Origin of the sequence: Pseudomonas sp. 34 E 7 (assembly GCF_900005715.1) — a bacterium.
Classification (GTDB): Bacteria; Pseudomonadota; Gammaproteobacteria; order Pseudomonadales; family Pseudomonadaceae; genus Aquipseudomonas; species Aquipseudomonas orientalis_A.
In genome coordinates, this window is record NZ_CVTX01000104.1 from 1 (window position 1) to 18,162 (window position 18,162).

The following is an 18,162-nucleotide window of genomic DNA, read 5'->3' on the forward strand; positions in this document are numbered from 1 at the left end:
GCATGCCGCCACAGGCGCCGGCAAACAGGCTGCGGCTGACCTCGGCCTGGCCGCGACCGAGGGCACAGATCACGCCCAGGGCGTTGAGGTAGGCGCTCATTTGCCCACGCCCAGCGGGGTAATGCGATAGCTCAACGGTTGGCCCGCCATGTTCACGCTGAACACCTCTGAAGACTGATAGACGATTTGCCAATGGCCCGGCAGCGTTCGCGTAAGGTCCATGGCCTGGGCCGCAGGATACAGCGCACGCAGGTCATCCGCCGAGGCCAGGGCAAACAACAGCGCGGCGAACAGCGCTCGGGCCTGGGGGTTGGGCGGCAGCAAGCCATCGGTCTGCCACTTGCCGTCGATCAACTTCTGCCGGGCCTGGGGAATGCCCAACGGGTCCATCATCGACCAGCGAATCGCCCGCCCTTCACGCTGGATCACCAGCAGCCAATCCTGGCTGAGTTCGCCCTCCAGGCGTTGTACATGCAGTTGCATCGGCAAGTTCAGGGCGGGCATGGTTTGCGGCAACGGCGCCTGGCTGGCGCACGCGCCGAGCAGCAACAGGCAACTCATCAGCAACCAGCGGATCATGAACGCGCGGCCTCTGCCGACTTGCGCGCCACGCAGTTGACCAGGGTTTCCTCGCGCTGGCCCACCGGCGGCGCCTTGCGCAGGCCCCAACGTTCCAGCAGGCCGAAATCGCTGGAGCGGCTCCACCACAGATAGGGGTACGAGACGTTCTGCGCGTCGAATTCAAAGCCCTGCTCGCGCAGCATGTCCAGGTACTGCTCGGCGCTTTTCTGCACATGCATGGGGTGGCGGAACAGCCAGCGAATCACCCAGGTGTCGATATAGGCTTCGGTGGATTCGGCAAACAGCAAATAGCCGCCCGGCTTGAGGACCCGATAGAACTCCTTGAGCGCGCGATGCTGCTCGACCAGGTGGTGAAAGGTCTGGTGGCAAAACACAATATCGACGCTGGCGTCGGGTAACTCGAGGGTGGCGCAGTCGCTGCCGATCAACTCCACGGCCAGGCCCTGGCGAGTGGCTTCTTCGCGGCTCAGGGCCAGGCTGTGAGGGTCGGCATCCAGGCCGATCAGGCGCGCGGGCGCAAATACCTGCTGCAGCAACTTGAACGATTTGCCCTGGCCGCAGCCGGCGTCGAGCAATACCGGCGCCACCGGCAGCGGTTCGCTGAACAGGCTGCGCAGGTCATTGATCGCTACGCGCAACACGTGATGCTGCCAGGTGTGGCTGCGCAGGAACCAGAAGCCGAAGCGGGTTTCTTCGACGTAGTTTTTACTCAGGTAGTTCTTTTCAACGACAGGGCTGGTCATACCGGCTCACTCGCACAGATTTGCGACAGCATCCGCAGGCGCCGCTTGGGCTCGCTGACAAACGGGTTGCTTTCATCCCAGGCGTAGCCGGCGAGGATCGAACTGATCATGCGGCGAATCTGCGGCGAACTGCCGGCGTGGAAGATAACGTCCTGGAACGTCCCGGCGTACCAGCCCTCGACGTAGCAGCGGAAGGTATCGACGCCGCGCTTCAACGGTTCGGCAAACTCGGTTTGCCAGTCCACCGCTTCGCCTTGCAGTTGGCGATGCAGCACGCCCGCGGCCATGCTCGCCGAGCGCATGGCGATGGTGACGCCGGAGGAGAACACCGGGTCGAGAAATTCCGCCGCGTTGCCCAACAGCGCAAAGCCCGGGCCGTGCAGGGTTTTGACGTTGGCCGAATAGCCGCCGATGCTGCGCGCCGGGGTGTCCCACACGGCGTTCTGCAGTACGCCGGACAGGCTTGGGGTTTCGTCGATAAAGCTGCGCAGGCAGGCATCCAGGTCGTGGTCACGGCCGTCGAAATGTTCCTTGGCCGCGACCACGCCCACCGAGCATCGGCCGTTGCTGAACGGGATGTTCCAGAACCAGATATCACGCTGCAGGGGATGGGTGGTGATCAGAATCTTGGTACGGTCGAAGCCTGGGTGTTCGATGCGGTCTTCGACGTGGGTGAACACGGCCTGGCGCAGCGGGAAACCGGACGGCACTTCGAGGTCCAGCAGGCGCGGCAGCACGCGGCCATAGCCACTGGCATCCAGCACGAATGCGGTCTTGAGGTGGTACTCGCTGCCATTTTCGCGGCGTACGTGAAGGTAGCGATGGTTGGCGGAAAAATCCACGCCGACGATGCTCTCGCCGTAGCGGATTTCCACACCCTGCAACGCCGCCTGATCGGCCAGCAGCTTGTCGAACTCGGCACGCTGCACCTGGAAGGTGGTCGGTTTGCCGTTGCTGAAGGTGTCACCGAAATCGAACGCACTGTATCGCTCGCCCCAGGCGAACGCCGCACCGGTTTTCCGTTGAAAGCCGGCCGCCTGCACGGCGTCGAGCATGCCGGCTTCTTCGATAAAGTCGATGCAGTGCGACAGCAGGCTTTCGCCAATCGAGAAACGCGGGAAATACTGGCGCTCGATAATCAATACATCATGCCCTTTGCGCTTGAGCAGCGCGGCCGCGATGGCCCCGGATGGCCCGGCACCGATCACCACCACCTGGCGACGTTCCATTTCAACTGTGGGCACGAAGGCTCCTTGCCACTTTGGCGATATTCACATTCATAAGGCGTGCTTTTGTTGCCCGGCCCAGGGCGCCAGCATAAAGCTGAATGCCAGGCCGAGGCTGACCGACAGGCCGAAATTGCTCACCGCCGGGGTACTGGAGACGGCCAGCAGGCCGAACGATAACCAAGTGGTCAGCGCCGCCAGTAAGGTTCCCAGCAGGCTGACGGCGGCCCCGCCGATCTGCTCGCGCATCAGGATCGCGTAGTCGACGCTGATGGCCGTGACCAGCAGCAGGCCGAACAGGCTGAACAGGGTCAGCGGCTGGCCCAGCCAACCGAGGCTGGCCAGGCTGCACAGCGCCGCCAGCAACGGCAGCGCGACGACGCGCAAGGCGCCGGTGAAGCCGAAGGGCAGCATCAACAGCAGCACGATCAGCCCACAGGACAGCAATTTCAATTCGGCCGCGCTGATTTGAGTGTCGGCAAACACACGGTTCAAATCACCCAGGCGATCGACCAATTGCACACCGGGCAAATCCACCGCCTGCACCCGCAGCAACGCCGGGTTGTTCAGGCCTTGCAGGCTGACCATCGCCGCCACGCCGCCGTCTACCTTGCCCAGCCACAGCGTGCGCCAGGGCTCGGCCAGGGGGCCTTTGAGCGCGGCGTCGATGTCTTCGGTGGGCAGCGCCTGCAACTGCGCGACTTCAGCTTGCAGCGCATCGACGGGGATGCCGATGTCCAGCAACGGTTGCCAATGCTGCTCAAGCTTATTGAGCGCATCGCGCAGTTGCTGCTGTTCGGCGGGCAGGTTGACCAGTTGATTCAGCGCCAGGTAACCCTGGAGCTTGTCCATATTCACCAGTTGATCCAGGCGCTGGCCCAGGGCGGCCTGGCGCTCCAGCAACTGCTGCTGATTGTCGGCGCGCACCAGGAAGAACTGGCTGGTGGGCTGGAACCCGGTAATGCGCGCCACGGCCTGGGCTTCCTGCAGCAATTGCGGCGGCGCGCCGATCCACTGGCGGATATCGTTTTTACTGTTCAATTGCCACAGGCCACCGGCGCAGAACAACAGCACCCACACCAGCAGCACGGCGCCGGGCACGCGCTTGATCAATCCCGCCCGCCACTGCCACAAGCGTTCGGCGATGCGCAGCGGCCATCGCGCCGGGCGCAGTTCGACGCCGTTGAGCAGTGCCGGCAGCAGGCACACGGCGCACAGGTACGCGCCGACCAGACCGGCTGCCGAGAACACCGCGATTTGCGTCAGCGCCGGGAACGGCGTCCAGGCCAGCGCCAGGTAGCCGATGCAACTGGTGGCCAGGCTCAGGCTCAAGCCCGGCAGAGTCAGGCGCAGTGCCGGCCAACTGCGCCACGGCTGCAGGCTCCAGCTTTTGGACAAATAGTGCAGCGGGTAATCCACCGCCACGCCGATCAGGCTGGAGCCCAACACCAGGGTCATCACATGCATATGGCCGAACAGCGCCACACAGGCCACTGCGCCAAACAGCATGCCGACCACCACCGGCACGAAGGCCAGCAGCACCCGCCAGCGCCGGAATGCCAGCAGCAGCAATATCAGGATGCCCAGGGTTGCGCCGCCGCCGACCCAGGTCATCTCCCGCGTGGCTTGCTGCTGCCCGTTGGCCGCATAGAGCAGGCCACTGGCGGCGAGCAGTTGCACGCCTTGCTCGCCGGCCTGGGCGCGGCTGGCCTGGAGCAAATCCGCCACGTGCAGCGGCAGTTTCATGTCGAATGCATTGCCGGTGGTGCGCGCCCGCAGGAGTACCCAGCTTTTGCCGTCGGCATCGGCGATCAACGCGCCGCTGCCGATATCCAGCTGTACCGCGCCGTGTTGCGGCTGGCTGTTCTGGATGCGCCCGGTCAGGCCCAGCCAGTCGTCCTGGCTGGGCACCAGGCTGAAGCCGGCAATGGGGTCGAACAGCGTTTGCACGCGTTGTTGGATAAACGCGTCGGGATGTTCGATCAGTTGCTCGCGGTCCTTGGCCGACAGCATCGCCAGTCGGTCGCGCAGCAGTTGTTCGCGCAGCGCCGGCAAGTCGGCCTGCAGGTTCCACTGCACCTTTTCAAACAGGCCGCTGGCCTGCCAGCGCTCGGCCAGTTGCTGCGCCACGGCCAGCGCTTGCTGGCGGTCGGCATGCCCCACCAGCACCAGCATTTCGCGGTTAAGCGGTTCCTGCATGCGCTGCTCGGCTTGCAGCTCCAGGGCGTCCGGCGTACTGCCGGGCACCAGCTCCATAAGGTTGGCCGACAAAGGCGCACCGTTACGCCACTGCCAGCCGGCCAGTGCCAGCACGGCCACCAGCAGGACCAGGAACAGGCGCGGCAGCAGGCGCTCACTGGGCAAAGTCGTGTTGCTCCGCATCGCTCAACGGTTGGTCGGCGCTGCTGTCCTGCATGCGCAGTACGGTGCTGTCGCCCTGGGCTTCCAACAGCTCGATGGTCTTCACTAGCGCACCGCCATCGATATTGATCTGGGTGAATACTTGCTTGAGCAGCAGTGAGCGCGGAATCAGCGTGAGCTTCCAGTCTTGCGCCTGGCCTTGCAACTGCAGGTCGAAGTCACGCTGCAAGCCGCTGCTGTCGCCCTGCAGCACGGCGAGGAACAGGCGATTCTGCTCGGTGCCGGCGCTCTTGTTCGGCAGCAGTTGCCAGCCATTGGCGTCACGCCGGGCGATGCCCTGACTGGTGATGCGATAGTCCTGTTGCAGCGGGGTTTTGAGCAGCCACAACAGGCCGTGGTCCTTGGCGAGCACGAAAGTGCCCTTGCTGACCAGCGGCTGGGGCAGGGCGCGCAGGTGTTTTTCCTGGGTGAAGTTACCGTGGATCACGCTGGGTTTGGCCAGTTGATCGCTCAGCTGTTGCAGGTCGAAGGCGTGGGCGCTGAAGCTCAGCAATGCGACGGCCACTGCAGGAGCGAGCTTGCTCGCGAAAAACCTGAGGGCGCCACGGGGTGTCAGGCGCCCCGCGTTATCGTTGGCGATCTTCGCGAGCAAGCTCGCTCCTGCAGGGGATCTCATTTCAGGGCCCTTTCGACGGCGTTGGTGAATATTGTTGGCGATGCAAGCTGCATTTCGCGGCTGGCGATTTCCACTGCCACTTGCACGGTGCTGGCGCGGGTCAAGCGTTCGCCGCTGGCCAGATCGGTAATCAGGTAATTGATCTTCAAACGGTTCTCCCACTCCACCAGGCTGGCGCGCACGTTGATCGTTTGGCCGAAGGTGGCGCCGCGCACGTAGCGCAGCTGCATGTCGATCACCGGCCAGGCATAGCCGGCGTCGAGCATCGCGGTGTAGTTATGGCCGATCTTGTCCAGCAACGCGCAGCGCGCCACTTCCAGGTACTTCACGTAATGCCCGTGCCATACGACGTGCATGGTGTCGATGTCGAAAAACGGCACGAGGATTTGAGTGTCGCAGTGCAATACGCCGGGGCTACGCATGCAGCCTCCAGTGTTGCTCGGCGATGCGTTGCAGGCACAGGCGCAGTTCGCCTTCCAGGGCGCGGTCTTCGATGACCGGCGGGAAGTCCCGGGCCAGTTCTTCGTGCATGGCAGCCAGTGCTGGTGGCAGCGCTCGTGCGTCTTCAGCCTGGGCGCGCAGCCACACGCCCTGGTTGGCGGCGAGCAAGGTGGCGGCGGCGACCTGTTCGGTCAGCTCGAGCACGCGGATCGCATCGCGGGCGGCGATGGTGCCCATGCTGACCTTGTCCTGGTTATGGCACTCGGTCGAGCGCGAGAACACGCTGGCCGGCATAGTGTTCTTCAGCGCTTCGGCGGTCCAGGCGCTGGTGCCGATCTGTACGGCCTTGAAGCCATGGTTGATCATTGCGCGCTCGGCCGGCGCGCCCGACAGGTTGCTCGGCAGGCCGTGGTTGTAACGCACGTCCACCAGCAGCGCCATCTGGCGGTCGAGCAGGTCGGCGACATTGGCCACCAGGGTCTTGAGGCTGTCCATGGCAAAGGCAATGTGCCCGCCGTAGAAGTGCCCGCCGTGCAGCACGCGTTCCTCTTCGGCGTCGATGATCGGGTTATCGTTGGCGCTGTTCAGTTCGATTTCGATAAACGCGCGCAGCCAGTTCAGACTGTCGGCCAGCACGCCGAGTACATGGGGCGCGCAGCGCAGGGAGTAGCGATCCTGCAGGCGGTGCAGCGGGGCCGTCGGTGCATCGATGGCCAGGTCCTGGCGCAGCCAGGCGGCGACTTGCATTTGCCCGGGATGGGGCTTGGCGGCGAACAGGCGTTCGTCGAAGTGTTCCGGGTTGCCTTGCAGCGCCACCACATTCAGCGCGGTGATGCGCGTGGCCAGCTGCAGCAGGTAGTCGGCGCGGGCGAAGGCCAGGCAGGCAATGCCGGTCATTACCGCTGTGCCGTTCATCAACGCCAGGGCTTCCTTGGGGCGCAGCACCAGCGGTTCCCAGCCCAGTTCGCGGTGTACATCGGCGGCCAGGCGGCGCTCGCCACCAAACAACACTTCACGTTCGCCGGACAAGGTGGCCGCCACATACGACAGCGGGGTCAGGTCGCCGCTGGCGCCCACCGAGCCTTCCTCAGGGATCAGCGGCAGCACGTCGTGTTCGAGGAATCCGTGCAGGCGCTCGAGCAGTTCCACGCGTACCCCGGACACGCCATGGCACAGCGACTGCAAGCGCGCCGCCAGCACAGCGCGGGTGGCTTGGGCATCGAGCAACTTGCCCAGGCCGCAACCGTGGAAGGTGTACAGATGACGCGGCAGCGCCTCGACGTGCTCGAGCGGCACCGCCACCACGCAGGAGTCGCCGTAGCCGGTGGTCACGCCGTAGATCACGCCTTCCTTGTCCAGCAGCGAATCAAGAAACTGCGCGCCCTTGGCGATGCGCCGGCGATACGCGGCATCGTCCTGCAAGCGAGTGGGCACCTGACGGTTGGCCAGGGCCAGGACGTCTTCGATGCGCAGGGGGCGTTCGCCAAAGGTGATCGGCTCAAGAGACGTGGTCATCGGTCTTCCAGAAAGGGTAAAAGTTGAACCATTGTTGCGGCGCTTGCAGGCAGAACTGGCCCAGGCGTGCGGCGTAGCGAGCGGCCCACAGGGCGATGACCTGCTCACGGGTGCTGCGCTTCCATTCGATCAATGGCGCGAAGGGCTCGATGGTCAGGCGATAGCGGCCCTGGTGCTTGAGGCACATCAGCAGGTTGACCGGGCACTTGAGCAGGCCGGCCAGCAGCCACGGGCCCTGGGGGAATGCGGCATCATGCCCGAGGAAATCCACGCGCACCGTGCGCCCGCCGTGCAGCGGGATGCGGTCGCCGGCAATCGCCAGCCATTCGCCGTCGTCCAGACGCTGGCTGAGCAGCAGCATGGTGGCCGGGTCCAGTTCGCTGACCTGGATCAGGCGCAAATGGGTCGCGCCGGCTTCGCCCAGCAGGCGGTTGAAACGCTCGGCATGCTTGGTGTGCACCAGCACGTTCATGGTCACCTGTTCGCCGATCTCCGCCAGCGCGCGGCACACTTCCAGGTTGCCCAGGTGCGCGCCCACCAGCATCTGCCCGCGCTCGCCACGCAACTGGCCGCGCAATTGCGCGGGGTCGTTGATTTCGATTTGCTCCAGGCGCAGCTTGCCGTTCCACACGTCGAGCTTGTCGAGCAGGGAGTCGGCGAAGGCCATGAACTGGCCGAAGACCTTGGCATGGCTCGGCTGCAGCTCGGCACGCCCGCTCCACTGCGCCAGGCGCTGCTGGTATTGCCAGGCGCTCTGGCGCGCGGTGCGGCCGAACACGAAGAAGTAGAACACGATGCTGTAGAGCAACGGGCTCAACAGGCGCCGGCCAAGAATCTTTGCCGCGAACGCCGTGAGTTTCATCAGCCGGAAGCTGCCGCGCTCCTCGCGGTCGGCCCAGTGTTTGCTGCGCTCGCTCATGCCTGCCACCGGCGCCACAGGATGGCGGGCGCGCGCACCAGCATGCCGAAGAACAGCCGCGTATGCATGGCGCTGATGCGCGCGTTGTCGTGCAACAGGCGAAAGTGCGACAGGCCGTCGGCGGGGTAATGCACCTGGGTCGGCAGCCAGCGCATCGGCTGGTTGCGCCAGGCCAGGCGCACGAGGATGTCCGAGTCGAAATCCATGCGCGTGCCGATGTAGGCCGAGTCCATCAGCGCCAGGGTGGGTGCCAGCGGGTACACGCGAAAGCCGCACATCGAGTCGCGAATCTGCAATGACAAGGTGTTGATCCACACCCACACGTGGGTCAGGTAGCGCGCGTAGAGGCGGCCCTTGGGCACGCTTTCGTCGTATTCGGGATAGCCGCAGATGATCGCGTCGGGGTGCCTGCGGGATGTATCGATAAAGGTCTCGACTTCGCGCAGGTCATGCTGGCCGTCGGCGTCCACTTGCAGGGCGTGGCTGTAGCCCAGGCGCGCGGCTTCGCGAAAGCCCGCCATGACGGCGGCGCCCTTGCCCTGGTTGCGGGGCAGGGTCAGCAGGGTGACGTTATCCAGCGTCGCCAGTTGCATAAGCACCGCCGCACAGGCCGGGCTGCTGCCGTCGTCCACCAACAGGCAGGGCAGGCCACTGTTCAGAAGGCTGCGCACCACGGCGGGCACGGCGGCTTCGTGGTTGTAGACCGGGATCAGGGCGCAGGGGTTATGCATGTGCGGCCTCCAGCACGATCCGGCCACTTGAGCATGCAGCCTCCCCATTGCGATAGGCGAAGTACAGCTTGCCGCGCTCTTGGTCAAAGCGCAGGTGCAATTGAATGTGATCGCCGGGGCGCACCAGTTGCTGGAACTTGAGCACTTCCATACCGGCAAACGTGCTCGGCAAGTCGAGCAGTTGCTTGCCCAGGTTGAAGGCCCATTCCACTTGCACCACGCCCGGCAGCACAGGCGTGACTGGAAAATGCCCGCTGAAATAGGCCAGGTCGGGCGGCACGCTCAGTTGCAATGTCCATTCGCCGTCGATTTCGACCTGCTCCAGTACGTCCGGCGCCTTGGGGCGGGGGGCCAGCAACAGCGCCTCAATGTCCGCCTGGGGCAGTTTGCCCTGGCTGTTTAGCGGCAGTTGGCGCAACAAACGCCAGCGGCGGGGCAAGGCCAGGGCTTCGCAATGCTGGCTCAGGTGCTGGCGCAGGGTTTGGGTCACCGTGCGCCGGCCCTGGTTGCGCAGAACATGCAGGCCCTTGGCGCTCAGTACCACCAGGGCACCGAGTGACGCGCGGTTTTCCTGCACCACGCCCAGGCGGGTTTCAGCGACCCACGGATGGGTCATCAACGCCTGTTCGAGCATCGGCAGGGCGATGCGTTTTTCTTCCAGCTTGACGATACGGTCCAGGCGACCGAGCAGTTCGAACCGGCCATCGGCATGGATGCGCGCGGCGTCGGCGGTCTGTTCGATATGCCCGGCGGGCAGGTAGGGCGAGGCAATGCGCAGGGCACCGTCGGCCGCCTGGCTCAGGTGCACGTCGGCAAACGGCTGCCAGGGTTGTGCGCCCTGGCGCCAGGCGATGCCGCCGGTTTCCGAACTGCCGAGGATTTCCGTCGGCCACTGCTGCAAGCGATCATAGAGGCTGCCGGCGGCTTCGACAGGCAAGGCTCCCCCTGAGGAAAACACCCGTGAGACCTGGCTCAGCGCCGGCCAGTCGAGGTTATCGCCCATGCGCTTGAGCAGCGCCGGGCTGGCCACCCAGGCGAATGGCGAATGCTCGCGACTGGCGCGCTGCATGTCCTCGGGGAATGCCAGTTGCCTGCGCAAAAACGTGCGACCGGCGCACAGTGGCCACAGCACACGGAACAGCAAGCCGTAGATGTGTTGGGTGGCGACGCTGCCGATGATGCAGGCGTCTTGCAGGTCGGCGCCCCACAGTGCCTCCAGCGCCTGCACCTCATTGGCCAGCTGGCGCAGGGACTTGTCGATGCGCTTGGGTTCACCGCTGGAGCCGGAGGTGCACAGGCTCAGTTGGCAGCGATCGAGGTCGAGGGCGGCAGGGCTCAGAGGCGCCTGGTACAACGCTTCAACGTCCGCCGCTTCTGTCAGCCAGGCATCGACGACGGTATCCCAGCGTTGACGGGTTTGCGGCTGCAGGTCGGCAGGCAGCAACACGCCGACCCCGGCACGCCAGGCGCCGAGCAACGCAATCGCCAGCACGCCGGCGTCTTCCAGGTGCACCGCCAGGTGCTGGATGCCACGCGCTTGCAAGCCGGCCGCCAGGCGCAGCGACTGCTCCACCAGTTGAGCATGATTGAGCGCCGGCTCAGTGGTGATCCGACGCTGTTCCTGTGGCTCAAGCAGCAGGTGCTCAAGTTTCAAACCTTTCATACGCGGCCTCGAACCCTTTGTCGTACCAGCCATTCCACGGCAAACAACAGCCCCATCAGCGCGTAGGCGATAAAGCCGTTGTACAACGTCCACCAGCTCAGCGGCGCCCACAAGGTGAGGGCGGCAGCGAGCAGGCCATTACACAGAAAAAACACACTCCACACCACGGTGACCTGGCGCGTATACAGCACCGCGTTCGCCGGCAGGTCCGGCTCAGTCATGCGCGCCAGGCGCTCGACCATCGGCGGCCCGTATTTCAGGCTCAGGCCGAACAGTGCCAGCATGAACCCACTGACCAGGCTGGGGTACCAGCGCAACCATTGCGGGTTATCGAACCAGGCCAGCGCCAGGCAAAACACAATCACCACCAGCGCCATCCAGCGACTGCCGGGGCGTCGTGCAGCGGTGAACGCGCGCAGCAACCACAGGCTGCCCAACAACAGGCCAAATTGCCAGGGCGCAAAATGCTCGGTGCCGTAATACACCGCGAAGGGGTACAGCAGCCCCGCCAGCAACAGGCCAAGGCCGATCAGCCGGCTCATGCGGCGGGCTGGACCAGACGGTACACCGCCTCAACCACGTCATTGACGGTGCGCACCGCCTTGAATTCCTCGGCGGCGATCTTCTTGCCGGTCTGGCGCTTGATATGGTCGATCAGGTCCACGGCATCGATGCTGTCGATTTCCAGGTCCTGGTACAGGTTGGCGTCCAGGGTGACGCGCTCAGGTTCCAGTTCAAACAGTTCCACCAAGGCATCGCGCAGGGTGTTGAAAATATCGTCACGAGTTTGCATGGTCCGGTCTCAAGCTGCCTGTCTGGCCGTGACGAATGCCGCAAGGCTGGCCACGTTGGTGAAGTGATTGCGCGTGTCCTTGGCGTCGGCGTCGATCTTGATGCCGTACGTTTTCTGAATCGCCAGGCCCAGTTCAAGGGCGTCGACCGAATCCAGTCCCAGGCCCTCGCCGAACAGGGTCTGGTCGCTGCCGATGTCGTCGGCGCTGATGTCTTCCAGGCCCAGGGCCTCGATGATCAGCGTCTTTATGTCGTGCTCAAGGCGGTGTTGGTCGCTCATCTTCGGCGAGCTCCTTAATGAAATAGTGATGCAGGTAATCGTTGAGCTTGCGTGACGCCTGGGGCGCGGGGCCCAGTGCGGCAAACGCGTGTGGTTCTATATCGGCACCCACACGCAAACTGAAGTGAAATCGGCACTTGGGAATGCGATACCAGGGCTCGGCCTTGGTCAGGGTGGTGGGGCTGACCTTGATCACCACCGGGGTGATGATCGTCGCACCGCGCAGTGCAATCGCCGCGCCGCCGCGATGAAAGGCCGGTGCCGCGCCGGGTGTGGTGCGGGTGCCCTCGGGAAAGATGATCAGGGTTTGCCCCGCGCGCAGGGCATCGGCAGCGGCATCGAGCATGTCGGCGCTGCCATCGTTGCTGATGTAGCCGGCGTCGCGCACCGGGCCGCGGGTGAACGGGTTCTGGAACAGGCTCTGCTTGACCACGCAATTGGTCTGGCGCATCAGGCCGATCAGGAACACGACATCGATCAGCGACGGGTGGTTGGCGACGATCATCTGGCCCGGGCGACCGAGCTTTTCCGCGCCCTCGACGCTGTACGTGAGGATGCCCAGCCGTTTCATCAGGCGAATGAAGAACCAGAACAGGCAACTGATGGTGTGGCGCGCGCGTCGTTGATGCTGCCCGGCGTCGCCCGGCAGGCAACTGAGCAGCGGGAACACCAGCAAGCGCAGGCACAGCCCGCCGACGCCGAACACAAAGAAGCTGGCGGCCGTGGCGAACAGGCGCCAGTAATAGGCCTGCCGTGGTTTGTCGTTCAGGACTTGGGTCGCCAGTTCCATACTCGGTTCTTCCAGGCATGTTGGCAGGCGCCCTGTTCGGTCAGCAGGGTGCGCAGCAGGTTCAGGGCGTGGGGCCACTGGGTGTGAGTGAGTTGGACAGCGCTGCTGTTTAGTTCCAGTTGCCACTCGTCGCCCGGCGTCAGCAACAGGCCCAGGGCATAGGGGAAGGGCACGTCAGCAATCCAGCTGGCGTACGCCTCGGGCGGTTGTTCTTCGGTAATTATCAGCAATACGGCCGGGGCGCCTTCGTTGAGCAATGCGGCGGCTTCGAGCACGCCGTGTTCGAGGCCATCACCGGCGGCGGCAAGGGCGGTCATCTCGCTGGTTTCATTGCGCAGGATCGACCACAGGCCAATCACCGCGTTATGCACCGACAGGCTGAACTGGGTCGGCGACAGTGGCTGCTCGTTGGCCAGGTCGCTGAGGATGTCGAGGGTGCGCGGGGTTTCGCCGTGGCGGGAAATGAACACCAGCGGCAGGTCTTCAAGGCCTTCGGCCAGTGGCCAGCCGACGCTGAACGCCATGCGCGCCAGACGGCTCAGGCGGCGGCGCTGCATAGCTGGCAAAAATGACACATCGGGGGACGCGTCGCTGACAGGCAGCAACACCGGGTCCCGGCACCAGGCGTGCCAGTCGTCCGCACTCTCAAGGCTTGGAGCCCAGGCGCGCCATTGGGCGATGTTGAAGTTGATCACTGAGAAGTTATCCCGCCCCTGCGGGCTTCCATGTGCGGCCAATGGCCCCGGATTCCGGGACAGAGGGCAATGGCCGAATGGCGCGCATTATCCCGGTGCCGTGGGGTTCTAGCAAATACTGGTTAAAATTTGTTCGCTATTGATTACAAATAAGTCGTTGAAATTTACGCGCTGTGTGCGACAGAAGGTCGAGCCGGAATATCGGAACGTTCCCATTCATTTGTGAGCCAGGCACAGCGGATGGATGAACGAGGTAGCTAACCGGCGCTTTTGCGCTCTACACTCGGGTTATTCATTGATACACGGAGGCTTTTCCATGCGGCGCGTGGTGTTCAATCAGAAAGGCGGCGTGGGCAAGTCCAGCATCGCCTGCAACCTGGCGGCGGTCAGCGCCAGCGAAGGTTATCGAACCCTGTTGGTAGACCTCGATGCACAGGGCAACTCCACCCAGTACCTCACCGGGCTGACCGGTGATGACATTCCCATGGGGATCGCCGATTTTTTCAAGCAAACCCTGTCTTCCGGGCCGTTTTCCAAGAAGAACAAGGTGGATATCTACGAAACGCCTTTCGACAACCTGCATGTCATCACCGCCACCCCGGAACTGGCGGACCTGCAGCCCAAGCTCGAGGCCAAGCACAAGATCAATAAGCTGCGAAAGCTGCTGGATGAGTTGAGCGAGGACTACGACCGTATCTACCTGGACACGCCCCCGGCGTTGAATTTTTATGCGGTTTCGGCGCTGATAGCCGCTGATCGCGTGCTGATCCCCTTCGATTGCGACAGCTTCTCGCGCCAGGCCCTGTATGGCCTGCTGGCTGAAATCGAAGAATTGAAGGAAGACCATAACGAAGGCCTGGAAGTGGAAGGTATCGTGGTCAACCAGTTCCAGGCCCGGGCGAGCCTGCCGCAGCAGATACTCGACGAAATGATTGCCGAAGGGCTGCCGGTGCTGCCGGTGTACCTCGCCAGCTCGGTGCGCATGCGTGAGTCGCACCAAGAGAACAAGCCGCTGATTCACCTGGACCCACGGCACAAGCTGACCCAACAGTTTGTGGAATTGCATAACTTGCTGGAAAACGCCTGATCTCAAGCGCTGCATGGATTCAATGTGGGAGGGGGCTTGCTCCCGATGCGGTATGTCAGCCAGCGTATTTGTAGCTGACCCACCGCTATCGGGGGCAAGCCCCCTCCCACATTTGGATTTGGATTTTTCCCACAAGGTCTGTAGGAAGTCTCTGGCAGCAGAGGATTGGCCTTGTAACCTTGCCTACAGCTACGCCAGAATCCGCCGGCTTGTGCGTCTGGATGTGGGTCTCTAAGGTTTGCCGGTCGCTGAATGTTCAGTGATCGGGTTTAGTAGCCCGCTCAGACGAAAGCATGTGCACCGCTCCAAAAGCATGGCGTCTTTGCCTGTCGATGGTAGCTGTGCGCAGGGCACCTTCGGGTGCGCCGGGTTTTGCTTTCGTTCTACCGGTCTACTAACCTGCGTACAGCTGCCGCCCCTTGTTTAGTAGCAAGCAGGCGATGGCCCTGGCAGAGAACGAAAATATGAATTTATTCACCGTTACACCCAACCTTCCCACCGAAGCGCTGGTGATCAACAGCTACGAAACCTTCTCTTCGGTCCGCACCTTATTGCTCAATCTATCCAACGACCTTACCGGTGAACACCGCGATGTGGCCCTGGCTATCCATCAACTGAGCGAGCTTGGCGTCATGCTGGTCAGCCAGATGATGGACCGCCAAGCCCCGCTATCCTCAAGTTAAAACGCGGTTAAAAATGTGGGAGGGGGCTTGCTCCCGATAGCAGAGTGTCAGGCACTTATGTGTCACTGATACACCGCTATCGGGAGCAAGCCCCCTCCCACACTGTCCTGTGGTGCTTTCCTGACCGGGTTACACGCCCTGACTACGCAACCAACTCATCAACTGCGGCAACGGAAAGGCCCCACTCTGGCGCGCCACTTCCCGGCCATTCTTGAACAGAATCAAACTCGGAATCGACCGGATCCCCAACTGCGCCGACAACTGCTGGTTAGCCTCACTGTCCAGCTTGGCCAACCGGCATTTGCCTTCAAGCTGCCCGGCGGCCTGCTCGAATACCGGCGCAAACGACTTGCACGGCCCGCACCAGTCAGCCCACACGTCCACCAGCAACGGCAGGTCGCCCTTGATCTGGCTGGCGTAGTCGCCCTGTTTCAATTCAAACGGCTTGTTCAACAGCACTGGCTGCTTGCAACGGCCGCATTTGGGCGCATCACCCAGGCGTGCGCCGGGGATGCGGTTGAGACCGTTGCAATGAGGGCAGGGGATTACGAGAGGTTCAGACATCGGAGGCTCCTGGGGACTGGCCAATAGGTTGTATCTGGTGCCGGGGCTGAGATTTATCAAGGCTGGATGCAGAGACTCATTCGCTCACAGTTTCTCCCGCGCCGAATGAATCGTCTGTCTAGGATTGCTGTTGTGCGCCATTGGTCTGTTTACGGCTATAGCAAATTGCGATAGTCGGAAATCAGGTTTAACCTCCATAGCAAGATGCGATAGGGACGTTGCATGCGAGTCATCAGTGAAAAGAGGATCTGGGAAGCAAAGGAAACATGGCCGCGCTCGGCAACAGCTTTGGACCAGTGGTATCGCGTGATCAAGCGCACGCCCCCAAGGACTTCGCTGCAATGAAAGCCATGTTTCCCGCCACGGACAAGGTAGGTGAATTTCATGTGTTTGATATTGGCGGTAACAAGCTGAGGTTGATCGCGTCGGTGCAGTATCGAATGCAGCGCGTTTACATCGAGCACCTGCTGGACCACCGCGACTATGAGAAGGACAAATGGAAGGAAAAAAACAGATGAGCCCGCTTATGCAAGTAGCGGCAGAACACTGGCAGTTCGTTTCGCCGGTGCTGCGCAAGCCGGAAAACGAGGCGGACTACGACGCACTGGTATGCGGTCTGGATGAGTTGTTGAGCCTCGTGGGTGAAGACGAGGACAGCCCGCTGATGAGCCTGGTCGACATTCTCAGTGACTGGATCGAAGCGTATGACCGTGAACACCGCTCAATGCCCGTCGCCAGCGGGGTCGATGTGCTGCGCTACATGATGCGCGAGCACAATCTCACCCAGAGCGACCTTCCGGGGGTTGGGGCACAATCAGTCGTCTCTGAAATATTGAGCGGAAAACGCCAGCTCAACGTGCGTCAGATTCGTTGGCTGGCCGAGCGTTTCGGGGTGTCCGTGGAGACCTTTATCTAAGCGGTCAAGACGAACAACTGATCTCCAAATGCTTGCCCCAATCCGGCGGCCGCTGCGCGTACTGCTCCATCCCCGCTTGTTCCTCAAACGGTTTGTTCAGCACTTCATGCAGCCGCCGCACTTCGCTGTAGTCCCCGGACTCGGCGGCGGCGATAGCGTTTTGGGCGAGGTAGTTGCGCAGGATGTACAGCGGGTTCACGGCATGCATGCGTTCGCGGCGCTGTGCCTCGCTGTCGTCCCCGTCCCTTGCGACACGGGCCTTGTACTGCTCGGCCCAGGCATCGAAACCGGCCAGGTCGACAAAGTCGTCACGCAAACGCGCCACGGCCAACGCCGCTGATTCATCGCCCAAACGCCGGAAGAACAGGGTGTAGTCCACGCCGCTGTTCTGCATCAGTTTGAGCAAGCGCTCCACCAGCTTCTGATCATCCTCTTCGGCGGTCGTCAGCCCCAACCGGCGACGCATCAGGTCCAGGTAGTGCGCCTGGTAAATCGGCAGGTACAGGCCAAGTGCTTCCTTCAAGGCGTCAACGCTGATAAACGGCGTGAGCGCCTGGGCCAGCGCGCTGAGGTTCCACTGCCCGATCGGCACCTGATTACTGAAGGAGTAACGCCCTTCATGATCGGAATGGTTGCAGATGAAGTGCGCGTCGAAGTCATCCAGAAACGCGAAGGGCCCGAAGTCGAAGGTGATGCCCAGGATCGACATGTTGTCGGTGTTCATCACGCCGTGGCAGAAACCATACGCCTGCCATTTGGCGATCATCTCGGCGTTGCGCTCAACGATTTCGCGGAACATCGCCAGATACGGCTCAGGCTGTTCGCGGCACTCGGGGTAATGCAGGTTCAATACGTGTTCAGCCAGCTCGGCCAACTGCTCGGGCTTCTGGGTGTAGTAGAAATATTCGAAGTGCCCGAAGCGGATATGGCTGGGGGCCAGGCGCAACACCATGGCCCCGCGCTCCTGCTTCTCACGCCACACCGGCGTGCTGGAGCCGATCACGCACAAGGCGCGGCTGGTGGGAATGCCCAATGCATGCAGCGCTTCGGAGGCGAGGAATTCGCGGATCGAGGAGCGCAATACCGCGCGCCCGTCGCCCATGCGTGAGTAGGGCGTCATGCCGGCGCCCTTGAGGTGCAGGTCCCAATGCTCGCCGGCCTGGTTATACACCTCGCCCAGCAGCAGCCCTCGGCCATCGCCCAGTTGCGGGGTGTAGCCGCCGAACTGGTGCCCGGAATAGACCATCGCCCGCGGCTGCGCTTCGGCCCACAGCTTATGGCCGCCGAACAGTTCGGCAAACACGGGCGTTTCGGCCATGGCCGGGTCGAGGTCGAGCAGGGCCATGGCGGCGTCGCTCGCCACCACCAGGCGCGGCTCGTCCAGGGGCTCGGGCAGTACGTGGGTTGAGAACGCATCGCCCAGGCGTGCGAAGCGGTTGTCGAAGGTCAGTTCGTCGAGGGCTTTCACCGGGCATCTCCAGCAGGATGCCCCAGCATT

At 62.9% G+C, this 18,162-nt stretch carries 20 protein-coding genes and 1 pseudogene; 4 read left to right on the forward strand and 17 right to left on the reverse strand.

What is annotated here, in order from left to right:
* Positions 1-96 precede the first annotated feature (96 nt).
* The 15 genes from BFP96_RS08010 to BFP96_RS08080 are packed head-to-tail and all read right to left on the reverse strand — an operon-like array spanning position 97 to position 13,414.
* Positions 97-579, reverse strand: a complete 483-nt coding sequence (locus tag BFP96_RS08010; protein ID WP_065935993.1) for a hypothetical protein — start codon at positions 577-579, stop codon at positions 97-99.
* Positions 576-1,325 (reverse strand): class I SAM-dependent methyltransferase, encoded by a 750-nt coding sequence (locus tag BFP96_RS08015; RefSeq protein WP_065935994.1) that lies wholly within the window; start codon positions 1,323-1,325, stop codon positions 576-578. Before BFP96_RS08015 ends, BFP96_RS08010 begins: the two co-directional genes overlap by 4 nt.
* Entirely contained in the window at positions 1,322-2,569 is a 1,248-nt protein-coding gene (locus BFP96_RS08020) for an NAD(P)/FAD-dependent oxidoreductase (RefSeq protein WP_083216604.1), read from the reverse strand. Before BFP96_RS08020 ends, BFP96_RS08015 begins: the two co-directional genes overlap by 4 nt.
* A gap of 33 nt (positions 2,570-2,602) precedes the next feature.
* On the reverse strand, positions 2,603-4,933 hold the full coding sequence (locus BFP96_RS08025; protein WP_065935996.1) for an MMPL family transporter: 2,331 nt from the start codon (positions 4,931-4,933) through the stop codon (positions 2,603-2,605).
* Complete coding sequence (locus tag BFP96_RS08030; protein ID WP_065935997.1) at positions 4,905-5,588, reverse strand: outer membrane lipoprotein carrier protein LolA; 684 nt, start codon at positions 5,586-5,588, stop codon at positions 4,905-4,907. The genes BFP96_RS08025 and BFP96_RS08030 overlap by 29 nt, the downstream gene beginning before the upstream one ends.
* A complete protein-coding gene (locus BFP96_RS08035) occupies positions 5,585-6,010 on the reverse strand; it encodes an acyl-CoA thioesterase (RefSeq protein WP_065897121.1) in 426 nt (141 codons plus the stop codon). Before BFP96_RS08035 ends, BFP96_RS08030 begins: the two co-directional genes overlap by 4 nt.
* The gene (gene hutH, locus BFP96_RS08040; protein ID WP_065935998.1) at positions 6,003-7,544 is read right to left on the reverse strand and encodes an HAL/PAL/TAL family ammonia-lyase; all 1,542 of its coding nucleotides are present in this window, start codon (positions 7,542-7,544) and stop codon (positions 6,003-6,005) included. The genes BFP96_RS08035 and hutH overlap by 8 nt, the downstream gene beginning before the upstream one ends.
* Positions 7,528-8,463 (reverse strand): LpxL/LpxP family acyltransferase, encoded by a 936-nt coding sequence (locus tag BFP96_RS08045; RefSeq protein WP_065897117.1) that lies wholly within the window; start codon positions 8,461-8,463, stop codon positions 7,528-7,530. Before BFP96_RS08045 ends, hutH begins: the two co-directional genes overlap by 17 nt.
* Positions 8,460-9,194 (reverse strand): glycosyltransferase family 2 protein, encoded by a 735-nt coding sequence (locus BFP96_RS08050; RefSeq protein ID WP_065892072.1) that lies wholly within the window; start codon positions 9,192-9,194, stop codon positions 8,460-8,462. Before BFP96_RS08050 ends, BFP96_RS08045 begins: the two co-directional genes overlap by 4 nt.
* Complete coding sequence (locus tag BFP96_RS08055; protein ID WP_065935999.1) at positions 9,187-10,857, reverse strand: acyl-CoA synthetase family protein; 1,671 nt, start codon at positions 10,855-10,857, stop codon at positions 9,187-9,189. Before BFP96_RS08055 ends, BFP96_RS08050 begins: the two co-directional genes overlap by 8 nt.
* Complete coding sequence (locus BFP96_RS08060; RefSeq protein ID WP_065897112.1) at positions 10,854-11,399, reverse strand: COG4648 family protein; 546 nt, start codon at positions 11,397-11,399, stop codon at positions 10,854-10,856. The genes BFP96_RS08055 and BFP96_RS08060 overlap by 4 nt, the downstream gene beginning before the upstream one ends.
* The gene (locus tag BFP96_RS08065) at positions 11,396-11,650 is read right to left on the reverse strand and encodes an acyl carrier protein (protein ID WP_003209389.1); all 255 of its coding nucleotides are present in this window, start codon (positions 11,648-11,650) and stop codon (positions 11,396-11,398) included. The genes BFP96_RS08060 and BFP96_RS08065 overlap by 4 nt, the downstream gene beginning before the upstream one ends.
* 9 nt (positions 11,651-11,659) lie before the next feature.
* Positions 11,660-11,929 carry a phosphopantetheine-binding protein gene (locus BFP96_RS08070; RefSeq protein ID WP_065886594.1) on the reverse strand — a complete coding sequence of 90 codons (270 nt, stop codon included), beginning with the start codon at positions 11,927-11,929 and terminating at the stop codon, positions 11,660-11,662.
* Positions 11,907-12,719, reverse strand: a complete 813-nt coding sequence (locus tag BFP96_RS08075; RefSeq protein ID WP_065892066.1) for a lysophospholipid acyltransferase family protein — start codon at positions 12,717-12,719, stop codon at positions 11,907-11,909. The genes BFP96_RS08070 and BFP96_RS08075 overlap by 23 nt, the downstream gene beginning before the upstream one ends.
* A complete protein-coding gene (locus BFP96_RS08080) occupies positions 12,695-13,414 on the reverse strand; it encodes a beta-ketoacyl synthase chain length factor (RefSeq protein ID WP_065892064.1) in 720 nt (239 codons plus the stop codon). The genes BFP96_RS08075 and BFP96_RS08080 overlap by 25 nt, the downstream gene beginning before the upstream one ends.
* A 316-nt stretch (positions 13,415-13,730) precedes the next feature.
* On the opposite strand from BFP96_RS08080, the gene BFP96_RS08085 reads away from it, so the two are divergent.
* Positions 13,731-14,501 carry a ParA family protein gene (locus BFP96_RS08085; RefSeq protein WP_057724393.1) on the forward strand — a complete coding sequence of 257 codons (771 nt, stop codon included), beginning with the start codon at positions 13,731-13,733 and terminating at the stop codon, positions 14,499-14,501.
* Between the two features lie 464 nt (positions 14,502-14,965).
* Entirely contained in the window at positions 14,966-15,184 is a 219-nt protein-coding gene (locus tag BFP96_RS08090) for a DUF6124 family protein (protein ID WP_065886606.1), read from the forward strand.
* A gap of 129 nt (positions 15,185-15,313) precedes the next feature.
* Here BFP96_RS08090 and trxC read toward each other — a convergent pair whose 3' ends face one another.
* Complete coding sequence (gene trxC, locus BFP96_RS08095) at positions 15,314-15,748, reverse strand: thioredoxin TrxC (protein ID WP_057724391.1); 435 nt, start codon at positions 15,746-15,748, stop codon at positions 15,314-15,316.
* A gap of 222 nt (positions 15,749-15,970) precedes the next feature.
* Here trxC and BFP96_RS08100 point away from each other — a divergent pair.
* Both BFP96_RS08100 and BFP96_RS08105 read left to right on the forward strand, forming a co-directional pair.
* A pseudogene (locus BFP96_RS08100) lies at positions 15,971-16,266 on the forward strand (type II toxin-antitoxin system HigB family toxin).
* On the forward strand, positions 16,263-16,664 hold the full coding sequence (locus BFP96_RS08105) for a helix-turn-helix domain-containing protein (RefSeq protein WP_065936001.1): 402 nt from the start codon (positions 16,263-16,265) through the stop codon (positions 16,662-16,664). Before BFP96_RS08100 ends, BFP96_RS08105 begins: the two are co-directional and overlap by 4 nt.
* Before the next feature lie 4 nt (positions 16,665-16,668).
* Here the strand turns inward: BFP96_RS08105 and selO are convergent, their stop codons facing one another.
* The gene (gene selO, locus BFP96_RS08110) at positions 16,669-18,132 is read right to left on the reverse strand and encodes a protein adenylyltransferase SelO (protein ID WP_065936002.1); all 1,464 of its coding nucleotides are present in this window, start codon (positions 18,130-18,132) and stop codon (positions 16,669-16,671) included.
* Between the last annotated feature and the right edge of the window lie 30 nt (positions 18,133-18,162).